This window comes from Photobacterium galatheae (assembly GCF_000695255.1).
Classification (GTDB): Bacteria; Pseudomonadota; Gammaproteobacteria; order Enterobacterales; family Vibrionaceae; genus Photobacterium; species Photobacterium galatheae.
Window position 1 is genome coordinate 28,664 of sequence record NZ_JMIB01000015.1, and the last position, 20,549, is coordinate 49,212.

The 20,549-nt window shown below is 52.9% G+C and carries 16 protein-coding genes; 7 read left to right on the forward strand and 9 right to left on the reverse strand.

Features of this window, described 5'->3' with window-relative positions; genetic code table 11:
• Positions 1–18 precede the first annotated feature (18 nt).
• The 3 genes from EA58_RS08045 (at position 19) to ileS (ending at position 5,903) form a co-directional block, all read left to right on the forward strand.
• A complete protein-coding gene (locus tag EA58_RS08045) occupies positions 19–1,086 on the forward strand; it encodes a YqcI/YcgG family protein (RefSeq protein WP_051641949.1) in 1,068 nt (355 codons plus the stop codon).
• Between the two features lie 37 nt (positions 1,087–1,123).
• Positions 1,124–2,314: an MFS transporter gene (locus EA58_RS08050; RefSeq protein WP_036751213.1), complete on the forward strand. Its 1,191-nt coding sequence runs from the start codon at positions 1,124–1,126 to the stop codon at positions 2,312–2,314.
• Between the two features lie 412 nt (positions 2,315–2,726).
• Entirely contained in the window at positions 2,727–5,903 is a 3,177-nt protein-coding gene (ileS, locus tag EA58_RS08055; RefSeq protein WP_051641951.1) for an isoleucine--tRNA ligase, read from the forward strand.
• Positions 5,904–5,970: 67 nt separating this feature from the next.
• Here ileS and mnmE read toward each other — a convergent pair whose 3' ends face one another.
• From mnmE to EA58_RS08085, 8 genes are all read right to left on the reverse strand, one after another.
• Positions 5,971–7,338, reverse strand: a complete 1,368-nt coding sequence (gene mnmE / locus EA58_RS08060; protein ID WP_036751265.1) for a tRNA uridine-5-carboxymethylaminomethyl(34) synthesis GTPase MnmE — start codon at positions 7,336–7,338, stop codon at positions 5,971–5,973.
• Positions 7,339–7,477: 139 nt separating this feature from the next.
• Positions 7,478–9,115 carry a membrane protein insertase YidC gene (gene yidC, locus EA58_RS08065; RefSeq protein WP_036751215.1) on the reverse strand — a complete coding sequence of 546 codons (1,638 nt, stop codon included), beginning with the start codon at positions 9,113–9,115 and terminating at the stop codon, positions 7,478–7,480.
• A gap of 2 nt (positions 9,116–9,117) precedes the next feature.
• A complete protein-coding gene (gene yidD / locus EA58_RS21315; RefSeq protein WP_081819586.1) occupies positions 9,118–9,375 on the reverse strand; it encodes a membrane protein insertion efficiency factor YidD in 258 nt (85 codons plus the stop codon).
• Positions 9,342–9,698 carry a ribonuclease P protein component gene (gene rnpA, locus EA58_RS08070; protein ID WP_036751217.1) on the reverse strand — a complete coding sequence of 119 codons (357 nt, stop codon included), beginning with the start codon at positions 9,696–9,698 and terminating at the stop codon, positions 9,342–9,344. Before rnpA ends, yidD begins: the two co-directional genes overlap by 34 nt.
• A 14-nt stretch (positions 9,699–9,712) precedes the next feature.
• Entirely contained in the window at positions 9,713–9,847 is a 135-nt protein-coding gene (rpmH, locus tag EA58_RS21320) for a 50S ribosomal protein L34 (RefSeq protein WP_081669218.1), read from the reverse strand.
• A 224-nt stretch (positions 9,848–10,071) separates the two neighbouring features.
• Positions 10,072–10,809: an amino acid ABC transporter ATP-binding protein gene (locus EA58_RS08075; RefSeq protein ID WP_036751219.1), complete on the reverse strand. Its 738-nt coding sequence runs from the start codon at positions 10,807–10,809 to the stop codon at positions 10,072–10,074.
• Complete coding sequence (locus EA58_RS08080; protein WP_036751221.1) at positions 10,806–11,477, reverse strand: amino acid ABC transporter permease; 672 nt, start codon at positions 11,475–11,477, stop codon at positions 10,806–10,808. The genes EA58_RS08075 and EA58_RS08080 overlap by 4 nt, the downstream gene beginning before the upstream one ends.
• A gap of 122 nt (positions 11,478–11,599) precedes the next feature.
• Positions 11,600–12,355, reverse strand: a complete 756-nt coding sequence (locus EA58_RS08085) for an amino acid ABC transporter substrate-binding protein (protein WP_036751223.1) — start codon at positions 12,353–12,355, stop codon at positions 11,600–11,602.
• Between the two features lie 348 nt (positions 12,356–12,703).
• Between EA58_RS08085 and dnaA the strand changes: the two genes are divergently transcribed.
• The 4 genes from dnaA to gyrB are packed head-to-tail and all read left to right on the forward strand — an operon-like array spanning position 12,704 to position 18,713.
• The gene (gene dnaA, locus EA58_RS08090; protein ID WP_036751225.1) at positions 12,704–14,098 is read left to right on the forward strand and encodes a chromosomal replication initiator protein DnaA; all 1,395 of its coding nucleotides are present in this window, start codon (positions 12,704–12,706) and stop codon (positions 14,096–14,098) included.
• Between the two features lies 1 nt (position 14,099).
• Positions 14,100–15,200: a DNA polymerase III subunit beta gene (gene dnaN, locus EA58_RS08095; RefSeq protein ID WP_036751228.1), complete on the forward strand. Its 1,101-nt coding sequence runs from the start codon at positions 14,100–14,102 to the stop codon at positions 15,198–15,200.
• A gap of 2 nt (positions 15,201–15,202) precedes the next feature.
• Positions 15,203–16,282, forward strand: coding sequence for a DNA replication/repair protein RecF (gene recF, locus EA58_RS08100; protein ID WP_036751231.1), 1,080 nt, complete (start codon positions 15,203–15,205; stop codon positions 16,280–16,282).
• Between the two features lie 19 nt (positions 16,283–16,301).
• Entirely contained in the window at positions 16,302–18,713 is a 2,412-nt protein-coding gene (gene gyrB, locus EA58_RS08105; protein ID WP_036751233.1) for a DNA topoisomerase (ATP-hydrolyzing) subunit B, read from the forward strand.
• A gap of 98 nt (positions 18,714–18,811) precedes the next feature.
• Here gyrB and EA58_RS08110 read toward each other — a convergent pair whose 3' ends face one another.
• A complete protein-coding gene (locus EA58_RS08110) occupies positions 18,812–20,476 on the reverse strand; it encodes an acyl-CoA dehydrogenase family protein (protein WP_036751235.1) in 1,665 nt (554 codons plus the stop codon).
• Between the last annotated feature and the right edge of the window lie 73 nt (positions 20,477–20,549).

A 20,549-nucleotide genomic window follows, 5' to 3' on the forward strand; every position in this document is an offset into this window, starting at 1 on the left:
TTCAGAAGGGATTTTGACATGTTAATCCAACAAAAAGCGATACAAACGGTACGTCACAGCCCGTATAGCTGGGTAGAGGCGGAGTTTCATCGTTCGACACAGGTGATCATGGAAAAGGATTTTCCATGTACATTTGGCATTTTAGGGGCCCAAAAAGAAGTGCATTATATTTCGGCCCTGAATTTTCCCTATTCTGCCCAGGCGCTGGCGGAAGACATTACGCAATATCTGTCTGAAATTCGTGCCATGCCCGCCAAAGAGCGGGGCGTATCTGGATTACTGGTCTATTTTGAGCCCATTGGCGCAATGAGTTTGCAAAGCTTACAGCTCACAGCCTGGGAACTGTTGAGCCAACTGGAACGTTATGATGAAACGCCCTGGCCAGCGGGGGTGAGCCGTGACCCGGCCGATCCGGACTATGCGTTCTGTTTTCAAGGCGAAGTCTGGTTCATCAATTTCAGTTCATCGGGCTACGCCAACAGAGATTCAAGAAATCTAGGCAGTCAGATCAGCCTTGCGATGCAGGCATTCAGCGCCTCTGATGAATATTTTAATTATAATAATAAGCGAAAAGCCAATGCCCAGAAGCTCGTCAGATCACGGGCTGAAAAGTTTGATGGATGCCCCGTACATCATGGTTTGGGGCCAATTATTGGTGAAGAAAAACCCTCGCCCCTCAAATTATCTTACTTTATCGGCGATACGAATCAGATTGACTCTTTTGAGCCATGGTTATACGAAACGATTTCTGCAGATTTTTATTTGATTGATGAAGAAATTGTCTCGTGGCTCGGGGAGGCCAATTTTCGTGATGCTGTGAGACGAATGAATCAACTCGGCAAAGAAGTGATCGTTGTCGATGACCCGAATACATCACTGACAGAGCAAGTCCGTCGTCTGAATACAACAAAAGACGTGTTGTGGATTACATCAAACCCAGCGCATACACACATCTGCCCGGAAGAGCATGTATATTGCTGTTGCCTCCGGAAAGACAGTCACCCAGAGGAAATCCCCGGCGTCTTGTTGATTGATCATTTGTTCGATACTTTTGCTTTGATAAAACCATCCATCAAGCTTTCTTGAGCAATGGTTTATTTTATTTCGAACAAGGTCTATTGATATGAGAAGTCCGGAAAGAAACGTATCTCTGATTGGCTTTCTTACGATGTTTATGGTTGGTGTCTCCGATCTGATTGTGATTGGTATTATTTCACCGATGTCCCAGTCATTTGGTGTCGAGGAATCATTGATAGGGCAACTGGTCACAATTTATGCGGTTTCTTTTGGTGTATTAGGGCCAGTTCTGACGAAAATCACCCGAAAATATGATGATAAACAGATGCTTTGCATCAGTATGGTGGTTTTTATTCTTTGTGCCTGGCTGACCACGATGGTCAGTACTTATCTTGCTTTGTGTGTTGTCAGAGTGGTTTTAGCCAGTGCGGCATCATTAATTACCGTGAAGTTACTGGCCATTGGGACGAAAGTTGCATCCGCATCGAATCAGGCCAAAATTGTCGCGAATATTTACGTTGGGTTTTGCGCATCAAATATTCTCGGAGTACCGATTGGCACTTTACTGTCAGATGCTGTGGGGTGGAAATCGACTTTTTACGCCATTTTTGCGCTTTCAGCGGTTTGTCTGGTCTTGATCGCGTTGTTTTTTCAACCGACGGGATCAACAAAAGAGCGCACGACGAATGGTGAGTACCAGGTTGTGGAACGATGGAAACTGACTTCTGTTTTATTGGTACTTTTATTCATGATGGCTTCCAATAGTATTTTGTTTACTTACATTGAACCCATGATGAAAACTCATGGATTTTCGATTGAAAGTGTCAGTCTGGCGCTATTTATTGCTGGTGTTTGCGGCATTATTGGTTCCAAGTTGGGAAATGTTTTATCTGAATCATTGGGCTACTATAAGTCCTTTATGACGATTTGTAGCGTCTATTTAATTGCGATTGTCGTGATGTCTCTTTATCTGGACAGCTTGTATGTTTTCTTGATTTGTATCGGCGTGTGGAATTTATTCCATTGGGGGACCAATCCGACAGTTCAGTTTGCGCTGCTTCGGTTAATCAAAGGCGATCCCAGCCAGGTCTTCAGCTATAACATTTCCATTTTGAATCTCGGTATTGGGATGGGTGCTTTTCTGGGCGGGCTTGCTTATTCGTTCGATCCCAGTTTTATGAGTTCTTTTATACTGGCCATCATATTGGGTGTGCTCTCTTTCATGATGATCGTTTTTCTTTTATCCGACAGGAAGCGAGCCGAATCTGAATGGGTGAGTTCTTCAGACAGCGCATAAACGCGGACGGGTGAAGTGGACATGGCATTCCAGACATTCTGAAATAAGGAATAGCTTGAACCGCCAAAACATCTCGATTGTATGAGAAAGTCCCTTCGGGGACTTTTTGCCCTTTCCCCTGGGGGAGCGGCAACTCACCAGTGAGGAAAGCTGTCCGAACAGACCGGGGAGGATGTTTCTGTAACCAAGTATTCACAAAAAATATTGAGGGTTCAGTTGCATACGTTGTTGACAGGGGCCAGCCAGCGGCTTATGTTGAAGTCATGAAGACATTATTGAACCCGCAGCGAATTATTATCATCATTCCTTAGGAGTGGTGGGTTCGCTTGTGTTTCAATCATGTCAAACCCGCCCTGGAGGCGGTTTTTTTTTGGATCACTGCTTCCCGGGCCAAAGTCGCAGAGAGGCAGCCATGAGTTCAAAAGCAACCCCGTCCCAGACCGATCAGCTCTCTGACGTGTCTGCATCCCCCGTTTTTTCCTTTGTCGAGGCTGAACATGCCGTGCTCGGATTCTGGCAGGATCAGCAGATCTTCCGTCAGTCGCTGGCACAGTCGGCCCACCAGCCGGAATACGTGTTTTACGATGGCCCTCCTTTTGCGACTGGCCTGCCGCATCATGGCCATTTAGTTGCGTCGACCATTAAGGATGTCATTCCGCGCTATTTCACGATGAAAGGGCATTTTGTGCAGCGCCGTTTCGGTTGGGACTGCCACGGCCTGCCGATTGAGCATGAGATCGATAAAACGCTGGGGATGTCGGCCAAGGAGGCGGTGGAGCGTCTGGGGATTGCCCGTTACAACGATGAATGCCGCGGTATCGTGCAGCGTTATACCCGGGAGTGGGAAAAGACCATTTCGCGCTTGGGTCGCTGGGTTGATTTTGACAACGATTACCGCACCATGGAGCCCTGGTACATGGAGTCGGTCTGGTGGGTATTCCAGCAGTTATGGGATAAGGGGTTGGTTTATCAGGGCGAAAAAGTGGTTGCTTACTCAACCGAGCTGGAAACTGTGCTGTCGAATTTTGAGGCGACCTCCAACTATAAAGACGTTCAGGATCCAGCCATCACCGTCCTTTTCAAATTAGTCGATGAAGACGGATATCTGGCCGCCTGGACCACGACCCCCTGGACGTTGCCATCGAATATGGCCTTGTGTGTCGGCCCGGATATCTCTTATGTCAAAGTGCATGATCAGACCCTCGGCTGCGATCTGTGGCTGGCTCAGTCCCGGCTGGATGCCGTCTGTAAAGGACAGGACGTTGTGGTGCTGGAAACCCGAACAGGGGCAGCGCTGGCGGGCATGCGTTACCAGCCGCTATTTGACTGCTTTGCTGAACATGCGGCTGATGGTGCCTTCCGGGTACTGGTCGATGACTTTGTTTCGACGGACAACGGAACCGGGATTGTCCATATGGCACCGGCCTTCGGGGAAGATGATCAGCGAGTCGCCAGAGCCCATGAGATTCAGGTTTCTCCCTGTCCGCTGGACGGCCGCGGGCGTTTTACCACAGAAGTGCCGGACTATCAGGGAATGTACGTGAAAGATGCCGACAAGGCGATCATTCAGGCCCTGAAAGCACAGGGGCTGGTGTATCGGCAGGAGACCATTGTGCACAGTTATCCCTTCTGCCCGCGTTCAGATACCCCGATCATTTATCGCACCGTACCCTCCTGGTATATCCGGGTTGCGTCGATGCGTGATGCGCTGGTAGCGAATAACCGACAGGTGAACTGGGTGCCGGATCATTTGCAGGAAGGGCGGATGGGCAAATGGCTGGCCGGTGCTAAAGACTGGGCGGTGTCCCGTAACCGCTACTGGGGTACGCCGTTACCGATCTGGATTAATGACACCACCGGCAGCCAGCTGTGCCTCGGCTCGCGTGAGGAGCTGGCTCGTTATACCGGGGTGACGGTTGATGACCTGCACCGTGACCATGTGGATGGTCTGACGTTTACCCTGCCGGGCGAGGCCGGGGTCTACCGGCGCATTGAGGAAGTGTTCGACTGCTGGTTCGAGTCGGGCGCCATGCCCTATGCACAGGTGCATTATCCGTTTGAAAACAAAGGTCAGTTTGAAAAGAATTTTCCGGCGGCCTTCATTGCTGAAGGGGTCGATCAGACCCGGGGCTGGTTCTATACCTTGCAGGTTCTGAGTGAGTGTCTGTTTGGTCAGCCAGCGTTTCGGAACGTCATTGTCAACGGCATCGTGATGGCCGAAGACGGCAAGAAAATGTCCAAACGTCTGAAAAACTATACCGCGCCGGATGTGCTGATGGAGCAATACGGTGCTGATGCCCTGCGGTTGTATCTGATCAACTCAGGGCTGGTCAGAGCGGAAGAACAGTGCTTTGCCGACAGTGGGGTGCAGGACATGGTGCGCCGGGTCCTGTTGCCCTGGTACAACGGTTATAAGTTCTTTGCCACTTATGCTGCACTGGATCAGTGGCAGTATTCGCCGGCGCAGACACCCAGTGACAATGTTCTCGACCAGTGGATCCTGTCAAGGCTTCAGACTCTGACCCAGCGGGTAAATGACGAGATGCAGCAATATCGCCTGTATCAGGTGGTGCCGGCACTGTTTGAGTTTCTCGAGCAGCTGACCAACTGGTATATCCGTCTCAACCGGGCCCGGTTCTGGCAGTCGGGGATGACTGAGGATAAAGCGCACGCCTATCAGACGCTGTTCCGTTGCCTGGAGACATTCGGCACGCTGATGGCCCCGTTTGCACCGTTTCTGTCGGAACATCTCTATCAGGCGATGCTGGTATTTCGTCAGCCCGGCAGTGTGCCGGAATCGGTCCATCTGTGTACCTATCCTGTCGCCGAGACGGCCTTGCAGCAACCGATGCTGGAAGCGTCCGTCGAGCGGTTTCAGCATCTGGTCATCATGGGACGGCAGAAGCGCAACGAGCTGAAAATCAAAATCAAAACCCCGCTGAACCGAATGACGGTGCTGCACCGCGATCCGGCTGTGCTGGCGGATGTGGCCCGGTTGTCGGACTATATCCGCACCGAGCTGAATGTGAAGACCGTATTGTTCAGCGAGCATGAAGCGGACTACATCGATTTTTACGCCAAACCGAATTTTGCCGGATTGGGTCGGCGGCTGGGGCCGAAGATGAAGCATTACTCAGCCCTGATCCAGTCCCTGACGGAAGCCCAGCTGATGGATTTGCAAACGCAGGGCCAGCTGACACTCGATGGGGAAGTGTTCAGCGATGAAGATATTGTGCTCTACCGTCAAGCGAAAACAGGTACCCATGCCGTGTCGAACCGGTTTATCTCGCTGGATGTGGATCCGGAACTCACGGATGCGCTGATCGGGGAAGGGGCTGTCCGGGAGGTGATCAGCCGGATCCAGAAGCTCCGTAAGGACAGTGGATTTGCGGTCAGCGACCGGATCCGGATCGACCTACTGGCACCGGAGATTCTGGCGGGCTGGGTCACACAGCATCAGGATTACCTGATGCAGGAAACGCTGGCCCGGGAGCTGGTGGTTCATCCGCTTTCCGACGGGATGGCCGGCCAGGAACAGTCGTTCCTGACCGAACATGGCGAGATCGCGCTCTCGGTTGCTGTGTTGTAACACCGCTAAACGAAAACCCCGCCTGAATGGCGGGGCTATATTGTTGGCAACCCGATTCTGTGCGGGTTTATTTCCCGATACAGAAGGACGTAAAGATGCGGCCCAGCAGATCATCGGAGGTGAATTCCCCGGTGATTTCGCTCAGGTGCTGCTGAGCCAGACGCAGCTCTTCCGCCAGAATTTCGCCCGCCATGTAACCTTCCAGCTGTGCTTTGCCTGTGTCGAGGTGTGTGGCTGCGCGCTCCAGCGCATCCAGATGGCGGCGGCGGGCCATAAAGCCCCCTTCAGTGGTGCCGGCAAAGCCCATACAGGCTTTGAGGTGCTCACGCAGGGCATCTACCCCCTCACCGGTGCGTGCCGAGAGTCGGATCAGGGTTGGCTGGCTGATATGGCAGATCCCGGTCGTTTCGCCGGTCAGTTCTGCTTTGTTGCGGATAACAGTCAGCCCCATGCTGTCCGGCAGGCGTTCGATAAAGTCCGGCCAGATGTCTGCCGGATCGGTGGCGTCTGTCGTGGTGGCATCAACCATAAAGAGTACGCGGTCTGCTTGCTGAATTTCATCCCAGGCACGCTCAATCCCGATTCGTTCGACTTCATCACTGGCATCGCGCAGACCGGCGGTATCGATGATGTGCAGCGGCATGCCATCGATGTGGATGTGCTCACGCAACACGTCACGGGTGGTCCCGGCAATGTCGGTGACAATCGCGCTGTCTTTCCCGGACAGGGCGTTGAGCAGGCTGGACTTTCCTGCATTGGGGCGACCGGCAATGACCACTTTCATGCCTTCACGCATGATGGCCCCCTGATTGGCCTCGCGGCGCACGGCATCGAGTTGTGCCATCACGGAATCCAGATCGGCACTGACCTTGCCGTCACTGAGAAAGTCGATTTCCTCTTCCGGAAAATCAATCGCCGCTTCAACGTAGATTCGCAGGTGAATCAGGGCTTCCACCAGGTCATTAACCCGGTTTGAAAAAGCACCTTGCAGCGACTGAAATGCGCTTTTCGCGGCTTCTTCGCTGCTGGCATCAATCAGATCGGCAATGGCCTCGGCCTGAGCCAGATCCAGCTTGTCATTCATGAAGGCACGCTCAGAAAATTCTCCCGGACGGGCCGGGCGCACGCCGTCGATTTGCAGGATGCGTTTGATCAGCATGTCCATCAGTACCGGACCACCATGGCCTTGCAGCTCCAGAACGTCTTCGCCGGTAAAGGAATTCGGATTCGGGAAGAACAGGGCGATCCCCTGATCGAGCGCCGTGCCGTTTGCGGCTCGGAAGGGCAGGTATTCTGCGTAGCGGGGTTTCAGCGTGCGTCCGGTGACGGCTTCGGCCACCAGGCCGGCCAGCGGACCGGAAACGCGGATAATGCCGACGCCACCGCGACCGGGTGGTGTGGCCTGAGCAACAATAGTGTCCGTAGTCTGTGTCATCATGATTGCTTCGTCAATTGGCGTGGGCGCCATTGTAATCAGTGTTTACAGGATAGCCAACTCTGCAAGTCGGCGATGGCGCAGGAAACAAAAAGGCGGCCTTTTCCGGCCGCCTTGTCATCTTCTTGCGAGATCAGGCTTACTTGCTGTGCAGGCCTTTCTTCTCCAGTTGTTTGAAGATGATGGACTGCTGAATCAGCGTCACGATGTTCGACACCAACCAGTACAGCACCAGACCGGATGGGAAGAACAGGAAGAAACCGGTGAACAGCACAGGCATGAAGGTCATGATCTTCTGCTGCATTGGGTCTGTCACTGTGGTCGGACTCATCTTCTGGATCAGGAACATGGTCACACCCATCAGGATTGGCAGCACGTAATACGGGTCTTGTGCTGACAGATCGTGGATCCAACCGAAGAAAGGTGCGTGACGCAGTTCCACAGACTCCATCAGAGCCCAGTACAGGGCGATGAAGATTGGCATTTGCAGCAGCAGCGGCAGACAGCCACCCAGCGGGTTCACTTTCTCTTTCTTGTACAGCTCCATCATTTCCTGGCTCATGCGCTGACGGTCGTCGCCGAAGCGCTCACGCATTGCCTGCAGTTTTGGTTGCAGCATGCGCATTTTAGCCATCGAGGTGTACTGTGCTTTGGTCAGCGGGAACATCACACCACGAACCATGAAGGTCAGGATGATGATCGCAATACCCCAGTTGCCAACAAAGCCGTGGATCAGAGACAGCAGCTTGTGCAGCGGACTCGCGATGAACCACAACCAGCCGTAGTCAGCAGTCAGGTTCAGGTTTTCGGCCGTGGCTTCCATCTTGTCCTGCAGTTTCGGACCGACCCACAGTTTTGCTGTGGTTGTCAGACCGCTGCCAGGCTGTACGGTTTCGCTTGGCATACGAACACCAATGTAGCCTTGTCCCTGACTGGTGCGAGAGAACAGGTTGTTGCTTGGCGTCTCTTCGTTCGCATTTGCAGGAATCGCTTCCGGAATCCAGGCAGAGACGAAGTAGTGCTGCATCATCGCAGCCCAGCCTTTTTTCATAGACAGGTTCAGGCTCTTGTCTGCCATGTCATCAAAGCTGTACTTATTGTATTTTTCGTCGTCAGCAGAGTAAGCGCCGCCACGATAGGTAGGCATGGTCAGACTGCCGCCATCATCCATCAGGGTCTGCTTCAGCTGTGCGTACATTTGTACAGTGGCTGGTTTTTCAGACAGGTTGTTGATGGTGTAAGACACTTCCAGCGCGTAGCTGTCACGGTGCAGGGTGAAGGTCTTGGTGTATTCGATGCCGTCTTTGCTGTAGGTCAGTGGCACACGCAGTTCGTCCTGGTCGTCAGCCAGAACATATTCTTTCTGTTCTGCATTCAACTGGGCACGGCCAGCTGTGGAATCGATGCCATTGGCACCGATCAGGCCTGACTGGGCAACAAACTGGTGCGCTGGTTCGTTTTTCAGCAGCACGAACGGATCGCTGGAATCCAGTTCATTGTCATAGGCCAGTAGTTTGGCTTCAACAATATCACCACCCAGAGTATCAACCGTCAGATCCAGCACATCGGTGCGGATGTGGATCAGCTTGTCGGAACTGCTTGGCCCCGGAATCGTCGCGCTGTCACCGCTATGTGACGGCACATCGCCCTGGGTCATCGCGCTTTGCGCAGCTGTCTGGTTCTGAGTTTGCGGGCTGTTATCGGCATTCCACTGCTGGAACAGCAGGAAAGACACAAACAGCAGGGCAATTAACAGAATATTGCGTTGGGAATCCATCGTTAATGTTCTCTGTCGTTATCCTGGGTTGGCGGAACGGGGTCATAGCCACCGTGATTCAAAGGGTGACATCTTAATAGACGTTTCGCCGTGAACCAACAACCTTTTATTGCTCCATGGGTTTTTACCGCTTCGATCGCGTAATGAGAGCAGGTGGGGGTGAAGCGACAACGCGGCCCGAGCAGCGGGCTGATTGCCAGTTGGTAAAAGCGGACTAGTCCGACGACTAGCCACGCGAAGGGCGAGACAGGCGATGCCATAGCTTATCCAGTAATTTGCATAGGTCGGCATTGCTCATTTCACTGGCACTTTTTTTGGCGATCACGACAAAGTCTTTCGCAGGCAGATCGTGTTGCTTGAGACGGAAGCGTTCCCGAACCAGGCGTTTAAAGCGATTTCGACCAACTGCGGTTTTGATTTGTTTTTTAGGGACTGCCAAACCGAGCCGTGGATGTTCCAGGTCGTTGTTGCGAGCCAGAATGGTGAAGTGAGGGGAGCCAGCACTATGAGCTTGCTGGAAGACATGTTTATAATCTTCGGGAGTTAACAGACGTAACTCCCGAGAAAAAGCGAACTTATTCAAAATAATCGCAATGATTACTTAGACAGACGCTTACGGCCTTTGGCGCGACGTGCATTGATTACAGCGCGACCGTTCTTAGTTGCCATGCGAGCACGGAAGCCGTGAGTACGCTTGCGCTTTAGAACTGAAGGTTGAAAAGTGCGTTTCATGGTTTTACCTTAAAATTACTGATCAGTTTTAAGTTTTTGTGTTCCCGGTTACCCGGACAGGCTCCAAAAGAGACCCATTACATCCACAAAGAGGCGGAATTGTAATCACTGACCCGCTTCGAGTCAATCTTTCCCCGCTTTCCGGAGATGGTTTTTGCGCCGTTTTTCGTCTGAGAAACCCGGGCGCTGAATTATACGTTTTGTTTGGCTGAGTGCAAGGATCCTTAGCGGATCCCGACCTGGCGCAGGAATTTCTGCAACCGCGGATCCTTGGCATTCGAGAAGATCTCCTGCGGGGATCCCTGTTCGACGAACTCGCCGTCGGCCATGAAGATCACCCGATCGGCCACTTCGCGGGCAAACTGCATTTCATGGGTGACCACCAGCATGGTCTGGTTGCGGGTCGCCAGCATTTTCATCAGGTTCAGCACTTCGCCAACCCATTCCGGATCCAGGGCTGAAGTGGGTTCATCAAAGAGCAGCAGTTCGGCTTCCAACGCCATGGCGCGGCCAATACCCACCCGTTGTTGCTGGCCACCGGACAGGGCTGCCGGGTAACTGTCGCCTTTATCGCCCAGCCCGATATCGTCGAGAATTTGCTGGGCTTTGTCATAGGCGGCCTGCTTGTTCCAGCCTTTCACCGTGATCAGGCCCTCGGCAATGTTCTGACGGGCCGTCATATGGGCAAATAAAGCGTAGTTCTGAAAGACGAAGCCAGTTTTTCGCCGAATGGCCAGGATTTCTTTTTGGGTAGCAACCGGTGTTTCGACGTGGATCTTGTCAATGGTCAGATGCCCGGTGTTGGCTGTCTCCAAAAAATTAATGCAGCGTAGCAGGGTGGATTTACCAGTGCCGGACGGGCCGATGATCACCACAATCTCGCCCTGATCGATTTCCAGATCAATGCCGGAGAAAATGGTGTGATCACCGAAGCGTTTGCTGAAGTTATGCAGCTGAATCATCGTACATACGCCCTGTTAAGTTTCACTTCCGCCCAGATCTGAATCCGGGTCAGTATCACGACAATGCCCCAGTAGATCAGGGCCACGGCCAGGAAGGCTTCGAAGAACTTGAAGCTGGAGGAAGCTTCCATCTGGGCTTTGGCCATAATTTCTGCCACGCCTAGGGTAAAGGCCAGCGAGGTCGATTTGATCATGTCGATAAAGTAGTTCATCAGCGATGGCAGTGCGACACGAGTTGCCTGGGGCAGGATGATGCGACGCATGGCCTGCATTTCCGTCATCCCGATCGACAGACTGGCCTCACGCTGGCTGTGGTCGACACCGATAATGGCAGCCCGGATACTTTCAGCCATGTAGGCTGCGAAGTGCAGACTCAGACCAATGACGGCGGCACTGAAGGCGTCCAGCCCGACCAGAGCTGGGAAGACCTGCGGCAGTCCGTAGTACAGCAGGAAAAGCTGAACCAGGAGTGGTGTGCCGCGAAAGAAGCTGATGTAAACCTGACTGATCTGATCCAGTACCGGCAGACGGTAAACCCGTATTAAAGCCAGTGTTACTGCGATCACCAGTGCGAAGACCAGTCCCCAGACCGCCATGCCCATGGTTGTGCCCAGGTATTTGAGCAGAATCGGCATGAGCGACAGCATGTAATCAAAATCGAAGCCCATATGGATGCGTGTTCCGTGGAGTTGAAAGAGTAAAAGTGACAAGACTCACCACTGGGTGAGTCTTGATATTACTGATTAGTATAAGGATGGTGGCCTGAAATGACAGGATTCATTCCGGCCCATTAGCGGGTAATGTCAGCATCGAACCATTTTTGTGAAATTTGGGTCAGCGTGCCATCCTCGCGCATTGCGTTCAGGGCTTTGTTGACGTCATCACGCAGCTTCTGGCCTTTGTCGTTGTTCAGAAACGGCCAGGCGTTTTCAATGCGTTCGAACGTTGAACCGGCCAGTTGCAGCGGCAGGCCCGCTTTTTTGATCAGCTCAACAGAAGACAGGCGATCCATCACGAAGGCATCGGTCCGACCCAGTGCCACGTCGTGTTCAATGCCGGTTTCGTAGGTCTTGATATTGATCTGGTCAGCATTGTCCAGACCACGCAGCAGTTGCTCGTAGTTGGAACCCAGGTTAACACCCACAGTCTTGCCGCTCAGATCATCTGTTCCTTTGATGCTGTCGTTTCCTTTACGGACGACCAGCTGCGCGCCGTCAATCACATAAGGATCGCTGAACAGGTATTTGGCTTTACGCTCGTCGGTAATGGTGATCTGGTTAGAAATGGTATCAATGCGGCCGGTTTCCAGCAGGCCGAACAGGCCGGAAAAGTTCGCCGTCACGAATTCCACTTTATAATCGTTTCGCTTACCGATTTCATTCCAGACATCGACCTCGAATCCCTGCAGCTGGTCCTGCTTCACGAACGTGAACGGGAAGTAGCGGCCAGACATACCAACTTTCACATCAGTTGCGGCAAATGCAGTCTGGCTGACGGTCAGGCTCAGTGCCAGTGCGGTAAAGGAAGCTTTGACCCAGTTTTTCATCTGTCTACTCCTAAGATGATGTTGTTTTTGTCGGGCGGTTTTCATCATCCTACTTGTCAATAAGAACAATGCTTAAATAACCAAAAGTTATTTCTAATAACTATAGAAGCTGTTTTTGGCGTGGTGGTGAAAGATTGTGCTGCTGATGCTCAGGATCCTGCACAATGTGTAAACAACTGTGGGTAAGGGTAGACTAAACTGTGGTGATCTGAGCTGGCATTGTGGGATCCGTGTGAATAACTTCGATCTTATTCACCGGATCTGGGATCTCTTTGCTGGAGATCCGCGGCCAGCAGGTATAAAATTGCGTCCCTTTTCGATTTTTAGTTATTCAGTGTGGAGTCGAACTTGTCATCTTCGCTTTGGCTGCAGTGCCTTCAACGCCTTCAGGAAGAACTCCCTGCCACGGAATTCAGCATGTGGGTTCGTCCGCTACAGGCCGAGTTAAACGACAACACCTTGACCTTGTTCGCCCCCAACCGTTTTGTGCTGGACTGGGTGCGGGACAAGTACCTCAATAGTATCAATCGTCTGCTGAATGAATTTTGCGGGGCAGATGCCCCGATGCTGCGATTTGAAGTCGGCAGCAAACCGGTGACGGCACCACCGCCTCAGCCAGCCGCCGCCGTTGCGGTTGGTACGGCCCACGATAAAATCGATCCGCCGTCACCCACCTGGGAACCTGCCCCCTCGCCGGTGCAGCCGGAGTCTGCCAAAGGGTACCGTTCGAACGTCAACCCGAAACATAATTTCAATAATTTCGTTGAAGGTAAGTCGAACCAGCTGGGGCTGGCGGCTTGCCGTCAGGTGGCGGACAATCCGGGTGCTGCGTACAACCCGCTGTTTTTATACGGCGGCACCGGTTTGGGTAAAACGCACTTGCTGCATGCGGTGGGCAATGCGATTGCAGATCGGAAGCCGAATGCCAAAGTGGTGTACATGCACTCCGAGCGGTTTGTGCAGGACATGGTCAAAGCCCTGCAGAATAACGCGATTGAAGAGTTCAAACGTTACTACCGCAGTGTCGATGCATTGTTGATCGATGATATTCAGTTTTTTGCCAATAAAGAGCGATCGCAGGAAGAGTTTTTCCATACCTTCAATGCGTTGCTGGAAGGCAACCAGCAAATTATTCTGACTTCTGACCGTTATCCGCGAGAAATCAGCGGGGTGGAAGACCGTCTTAAATCCCGTTTTGGCTGGGGTCTGACGGTTGCGATTGAACCGCCTGAACTCGAAACCCGGGTGGCGATTCTGATGAAAAAAGCAGAAGACCACCATATTCGTCTGGCTGACGAAGTGGCCTTCTTTATTGCCAAGCGCCTGCGCTCGAATGTTCGTGAGCTGGAAGGGGCGTTGAATCGGGTGATTGCCAATGCCAACTTTACCGGCCGGGCGATCACCATCGACTTTGTCCGCGAAGCGCTGCGCGACTTGCTGGCGCTGCAGGAAAAGCTGGTCACCATTGATAATATTCAGAAGACCGTGGCTGAGTACTACAAAATCAAGATGGCGGATATGCTGTCTAAACGTCGTTCACGTTCCGTCGCCCGTCCGCGCCAAATGGCGATGGCACTGGCGAAAGAGCTGACCAACCATAGCCTGCCGGAAATCGGTGATGCTTTTGGGGGGCGCGACCATACCACAGTGCTGCATGCCTGCCGGAAAATTGAGCAGCTGCGTGAAGAAAGCCACGATATTAAAGAAGATTACTCCAACTTGATCAGGACACTGTCGTCGTAATATGAAATTTACCGTTGAACGTGAACATCTCATTAAACCGCTGCAACAGGTCAACGGGGCACTGGGTGGCCGTCCGTCGTTGCCTATTCTTGGGAACCTGTTGCTGAAGGTTGATGCGGGTAGCCTGTCCCTGACAGCCACCGATCTGGAAGTGGAGCTGGTAGCGCAACTGGCGTTGGATGGCGAATGGGAACCCGGCGCAGTCACCGTGCCAGCCCGGAAGTTTCTGGATATCTGCCGCGGCTTGCCTGACAGTGCTCAACTGAAGATTGAGCTGCAGGGCGACCGTTTGTTGCTGCGCTCCGGCCGGAGTCGTTACTCACTGACTACCTTACCGGCCAGTGATTTCCCGAATATTGAAGACTGGCAGAGTGAAGTTGAACTGCATCTGGCTCAGGGGCAGGTTCGTCAGCTGATCGATAGCACCCAGTTTTCCATGGCCCATCAGGATGTCCGGTATTATCTGAATGGCATGCTGCTGGAAACCGATGGTAAACAGCTGCGCTCTGTGGCGACCGACGGTCACCGGATGGCGGTGTGTACCGTTGATACGGAAGGCGAGCTGCCAAGTAAGCAGATCATCCTGCCACGCAAAGGGGTGATGGAGCTGGTGCGCCTGCTTGACAGCCCGGATGCTGAAGTGGTCCTTCAGATCGGTGAGTCGAACCTGCGTGCCGTGGTGAACAATTTTATTTTCACCTCCAAGCTGGTGGATGGCCGTTTCCCGGATTATCGCCGGGTGTTACCACAAAACAGTAACAAGATCCTGCAGGCGGGCTGTGATGAACTGCGTCAGGCATTTTCCAGGGCAGCCATTTTGTCGAACGAAAAGTTCCGTGGTGTGCGGGTGAATCTGGCTGACAACGAAATGCGCATTACCGCGAATAATCCGGAACAGGAAGAAGCGGAAGAAGTACTGGACGTGAATTATCAGGGCGGCGAACTGGAGATTGGCTTCAACGTCAGTTATATCCTGGATGTACTCAATACCCTGAAGTGCGATCAGGTCCGGATTTCGATGTCTGATGCTACCGCCAGTACGCTGATTGAAGATGTGGCGGACAGTGATGCCCTGTACGTGGTGATGCCAATCCGGCTGTAACCATGGCGCTGACGCGATTTATTGTCAAAGACTTCCGAAATCTGGAAGCTTGTGATCTCACCTTGTCTGATGGCTTTAATTTTCTGGTCGGTGCCAATGGCAGCGGCAAAACCAGTCTGCTGGAAGCCATTTATTTCCTTGGCCACGGCCGTTCCTTTCGCAGCCACCTGACCAGCCGGATTATCCGTCATGGTCAGCCTGAGCTGGTATTGCACGGCCGGGTACAGACGGAAAGTGATCTGGAGCGGCCGCTGGGCATCCAGAAGCAGCGCGACGGGACGACACAGGTTAAAATAGCCGGCCAGACAGGCCAGAAAGTCGCACAGCTGGCACAAATTCTGCCACTGCAATTGATCACTCCGGAAGGGTTCGAGTTGATGGTGGGGGGGCCGAAATTCCGCCGTGCCTTCATCGACTGGGGCGTGTTCCATGTGGAACCCCGTTTTTATCAGGCCTGGAGCCGGGTGAAGCGGCTGACCAAGCAGCGGAACGCGCTGCTGAAAACCGCCCGTAGCTACCGTGAACTCAGTTACTGGGATCAGGAACTGGCCCAATTGGCCGAAACCATTGACGGTTGGCGTCATGAGTATGTGGCGGCGCTGCGAGCGCAGGCGACGGCTTTTTGTGCCGACTTTCTGCCGGAATATGAGATTCAGCTCGGATACTACCGCGGCTGGGAGAAATCGACCCCTTACGGCGAACTGCTGGCAGCCAGCTTTGAACGGGATGTGCAACTGGGTTATACCGTCAGCGGCCCGCACAAAGCGGATCTCAGGCTGAAGGTGGCGGCGATGCCGGTGGACGATGTACTGTCCCGGGGGCAACTGAAGTTGTTGATGTGTGCCCTCAGATTGGCACAGGGCCAGCAGTTACGACAGGCCACAGGTAAGCAGTGTCTCTACCTGATTGATGACTTTGCTTCCGAACTCGACAGTGGTAAGCGGGCTTTGCTGGCCAAAGGATTACGCGATACGCAGGCACAGGTGGTCATCAGTGCCATCAGCGAGGAACAGCTGGGCGACATGAAGGACGAAAAGGGCAAGATGTTTCATGTCGAACAGGGTAAAATAACCGCAGGATAAATAAAGCGAGAGTAACTCAATGTCCAACAATTACGATTCATCAAGTATCAAGGTATTAAAGGGTCTTGATGCGGTACGTAAGCGTCCGGGGATGTACATCGGCGATACGGATGACGGTACAGGTTTGCACCACATGGTTTTTGAGGTCGTCGATAACTCTATCGATGAAGCTCTTGCTGGTCACTGTGAAGATATCGTGGTGACGATTCACGAAGATGGCTCGGTTTCAGTCAGCGATGACGGTCGGGGGATCCCGACAGACATGCACCCGGAAGAAGGGGTGTCTGCGGCCGAAGTGATCATGACCGTGCTGCACGCAGGCGGTAAGTTTGACGATAACTCTTACAAAGTCTCCGGCGGTCTGCACGGGGTGGGTGTTTCCGTGGTGAACGCCCTGTCTGACAAACTGGAACTGACCATTCATCGTCACGGCCATATTCACCAGCAGGTGTACCATCTGGGTGAACCTCAGACACCGCTGGGTGTCATTGGTGATTCAGAACGTACCGGTACCCGGATCCGTTTCTGGCCGAGCGATACCATTTTCACCGACACGTTATTTCATTACGAGATTCTGGCCAAGAGACTGCGTGAGCTGTCGTTCCTGAACTCCGGCGTGTCGATTAAACTGATTGATGAGCGCGATAACAAGCAGGATCACTTCATGTATGAAGGCGGTATCCGTGCGTTCGTTGAGCACCTGAACCGAAACAAAACCCCGATCCATCCGAAAGCATTCCACTTTGAGTTTGAGCGTGAAGACGGGATTTCCGTTGAAGTCGCAATGCAGTGGAACGATAGTTTCCAGGAAAACATTTATTGTTTTACCAATAACATTCCGCAGCGTGATGGCGGGACACACCTGGCCGGTTTCCGTGCCGCGCTGACCCGTACCCTGAATAACTTCATGGATGCGGAAGGCTACGCCAAGAAAGCCAAAGTCGCGACTTCGGGTGATGATGCCCGTGAAGGTCTGACGGCTGTGGTTTCCGTGAAAGTGCCGGATCCGAAATTCTCCAGCCAGACCAAAGACAAGCTGGTTTCCAGTGAAGTGAAACCTGCCGTTGAATCGGCGATGGGTGAGAAGCTGAGTGAATTCCTGCTGGAAAACCCGAGTGACGCCAAGATTGTCTGCACCAAAATCATTGATGCCTCCCGTGCCCGTGAAGCTGCGCGTCGTGCCCGTGAAATGACCCGCCGTAAAGGCGCACTGGATCTGGCTGGCCTGCCGGGCAAACTGGCAGACTGTCAGGAAAAAGATCCAGCGCTGTCTGAACTTTACATTGTGGAGGGTGACTCGGCCGGTGGTTCTGCCAAGCAAGGCCGAAACCGGAAGAACCAGGCAATCCTGCCGCTGAAAGGTAAGATCCTGAACGTTGAGAAAGCCCGTTTCGACAAAATGCTGTCGTCTCAGGAAGTCGCGACGCTGATTACTGCGATGGGTTGCGGGATTGGCCGCGATGAATACAACCCGGATAAACTGCGTTATCACAGCATCATCATCATGACCGATGCCGACGTTGATGGTTCGCACATCCGTACGCTGCTGCTGACCTTCTTCTATCGTCAAATGCCGGAGCTGATTGAGCGGGGTCATATCTATATTGCTCAGCCGCCTTTGTACAAAGTGAAAAAAGGCAAGCAAGAGCAGTACATCAAAGATGATGAAGACATGAACCAGTTCCAGATTGCACTGGCGCTGGAAAATGCCTCACTGTTTACCAGTGACAGCACACCGGCGATTACTGGCCTGGCACTGGAAAATCTGGTGAAGCAGTATAACGGTGTGGTGAAACTGATTGAGCGGATGAGCCGTCGTTATCCGACGCTGCTGCTGAATGAACTGACATACCAGCCGCGACTGGGTGAAGAGAAACTGGCAGATCAGGCACAGGTCGAAGCTTGGGTGAAAGGCGTCGTCGATGCGCTGAATGCCAAACAGTCGGGTGAAAGTCACTACGGTTACGAGCTGTTCCAGGACAGCGAGCATGACGCCTGGTTGCCGAAGATTGTTGTGCGTACGCATGGTGTCGATTACCAGTACCCGCTGAGCTACGATCTGCTGCACTCGAAAGAGTACGCGAAACTGGCGGATCTGTCGGAAGCCTTATGTGATTTGCTGGAAGAATCTGCGTATATCCAGCGTGGTGAGCGTAAGCAGCCGGTATCCAGCTTCAAGGAAGCACTGGATTGGCTGATCAAAGAATCGACTCGGGGTCTGAGCCGTCAGCGCTATAAAGGTCTGGGTGAGATGAACCCGGATCAGCTGTGGGAAACCACCATGGATCCGGAATCACGCCGGATGATGCAGGTGACCATTAATGATGCAGTGGCAGCGGATGAGCTGTTTACTACACTGATGGGTGATCACGTAGAACCGCGTCGTCAGTTCATTGAAGAGAACGCCCTGAACGCGAATCTGGACGTATAAATTTTTCCGATGACGGAACACAAAACGCCGCTCAATGAGCGGCGTTTTTTTATGTGTGCTGTTGCTCGGGAGGCTGACGCCGTAATATTTTTCGGGTGTCAGAGCCTGACCAATGCACGTTCGACAATGAATTTTGTATCGATAGTTCGTGGCAAAGTCCCGAACTGGTGGGACGGATGATTAGAAAGACGTGCCAGTGCAAAGGCTTCGGCAATCTGCGGTTCGCCATAGGTGAAGAGGGTGGCAGCCTGCCAGATTAGGGCGAGCTGTTCCATCAGCCCTCTTGCCCGCACTTCAATATCCTGCTGATCGGCAAAGTCTGCTTTGAGTGCAGCCAGCTTTTGATCAAAGAGTGGGTGTCTTCCTTGAGCTTTTTCGAATTCTCTAAATAATGCCTTGAAGGTGTCAGGCTCGTGATGCAGCACGCGTAGTAAGTCGAGACACTGCACATTACCTGAACCTTCCCAAATTGAGTTTACCGGTGCTTCCCGGTACAGGCGGCTGGTCATATTTTCTTCGACATAGCCCACACCGCCAATGCATTCCATTGCCTCGGCTGTTTGTTGAATTGCACGTTTACAGATCCAGTATTTTCCAATGGCCGTCGCACTGCGGATGAGCGCCGCCTGCTGAGGGTTTTCAATGTGATCCAAGGCATGGGCAATCCGCAGGGTAATCGCCAGGGCGGCTTCGGCCTCCAGTGCCAGATCAGCCAGCACATTGATCATCAATGGCTGGTCGTGCAGGTTCTTGCCGAACACGCTTCGGCCCGATGTATGCCAGATGGCTTCTTTTGCAGCCTGGGCCATCAGGGCGCTGGAGCCGATCATGCAGTCGTAACGGGTGAGGGCGACCATGTCGATAATCGTACGGATCCCCCGGCCTTCTTCCCCCAGTAACCAGCCGTGCGCACCGCGAAATTCAATCTCAGCACTGGCGTTGGAGCGGTTACCCAGTTTGTTTTTCAGGCGCTGGATATGAATTGGATTTTTACTGCCATCTTCCCGCCAGCGGGGCACCAGAAAACAGGAGAGTTGTTCACCGGTTTTTGCCAGCACCAGAAAAGCATCACACATGGGGGCCGAGCAAAACCATTTGTGTCCCACCAAGCTGTATACCTGTCCAGGTCCGGATTCTTGCACCGGTGTGGCGATAGTCGTGTTGGCCCGGACATCAGAGCCGCCTTGTTTTTCTGTCATCGCCATGCCAATGGTGACACCTGCTTTTTCGAAGTAAGGTTTGTTGCTGCCGTCGTATTGGGTCGAGAGGATTTTCGGGAGCCACTGTTCAGCAATGTTGGGTTGGTGTCTGAGGGCAGGTACGCAGGCAAATGTCATGGTGAGCGGACAACCTGAGCCGGGATCGGCCTGATTGTGCAGAAATGCCATCGCTGCGCGGGCAACATGAGCGCCGGGCCGCGGCTGGGTCCATGGCAGACTGATATGTCCGGCTTCGATCGCATGGGCCATCAGCTGATGATAAGCCGGATGATAATCGACCTGATCGATCCGGTAGCCAAAGCGGTTGTGCGGTTGAAATTCTGGCAGGTGCCGATTGGCGAGGAAACCGGCTTCAAGCAGTTCATGGCCGATGTGATGACCAAATTCAGACAGTCGATCATTTGCCCAGTTGCCGGAGAACTGTGTCACCCAGTAGTTCAGCACAGGATCAGTATCGTAGGCGTTGTAGTTTTCCAGTGGCGCAGGCTGATTGAAAACGAGATGGGTGTCTGGATGATGTATCGAAGTGGGCTGGTCAGTCATGGTTGATTCCCTCTGGCGTCATGATTGCTGCCGTGAATTGTGAGACCGGGCAGTTACCGTGCATTAACAATGC

Coding starts and splice junctions, on each gene's coding strand:
- EA58_RS08050 (WP_036751213.1), top strand. CDS start 1,124: ATGAGAAGTCCGGAAAGAAACGTATCTCTGATTGGCTTTCTTACGATG.
- yidC (WP_036751215.1), bottom strand. CDS start 9,115: ATGGATTCCCAACGCAATATTCTGTTAATTGCCCTGCTGTTTGTGTCT.
- EA58_RS08080 (WP_036751221.1), bottom strand. CDS start 11,477: ATGGGCTTCGATTTTGATTACATGCTGTCGCTCATGCCGATTCTGCTC.
- gyrB (WP_036751233.1), top strand. CDS start 16,302: ATGTCCAACAATTACGATTCATCAAGTATCAAGGTATTAAAGGGTCTT.
- mnmE (WP_036751265.1), bottom strand. CDS start 7,338: ATGACACAGACTACGGACACTATTGTTGCTCAGGCCACACCACCCGGT.
- EA58_RS08110 (WP_036751235.1), bottom strand. CDS start 20,476: ATGACTGACCAGCCCACTTCGATACATCATCCAGACACCCATCTCGTT.
- dnaN (WP_036751228.1), top strand. CDS start 14,100: ATGAAATTTACCGTTGAACGTGAACATCTCATTAAACCGCTGCAACAG.
- yidD (WP_081819586.1), bottom strand. CDS start 9,375: ATGGCATCGCCTGTCTCGCCCTTCGCGTGGCTAGTCGTCGGACTAGTC.
- EA58_RS08045 (WP_051641949.1), top strand. CDS start 19: ATGTTAATCCAACAAAAAGCGATACAAACGGTACGTCACAGCCCGTAT.
- recF (WP_036751231.1), top strand. CDS start 15,203: ATGGCGCTGACGCGATTTATTGTCAAAGACTTCCGAAATCTGGAAGCT.
- EA58_RS08085 (WP_036751223.1), bottom strand. CDS start 12,355: ATGAAAAACTGGGTCAAAGCTTCCTTTACCGCACTGGCACTGAGCCTG.
- ileS (WP_051641951.1), top strand. CDS start 2,727: ATGAGTTCAAAAGCAACCCCGTCCCAGACCGATCAGCTCTCTGACGTG.
- rpmH (WP_081669218.1), bottom strand. CDS start 9,847: ATGAAACGCACTTTTCAACCTTCAGTTCTAAAGCGCAAGCGTACTCAC.
- EA58_RS08075 (WP_036751219.1), bottom strand. CDS start 10,809: ATGATTCAGCTGCATAACTTCAGCAAACGCTTCGGTGATCACACCATT.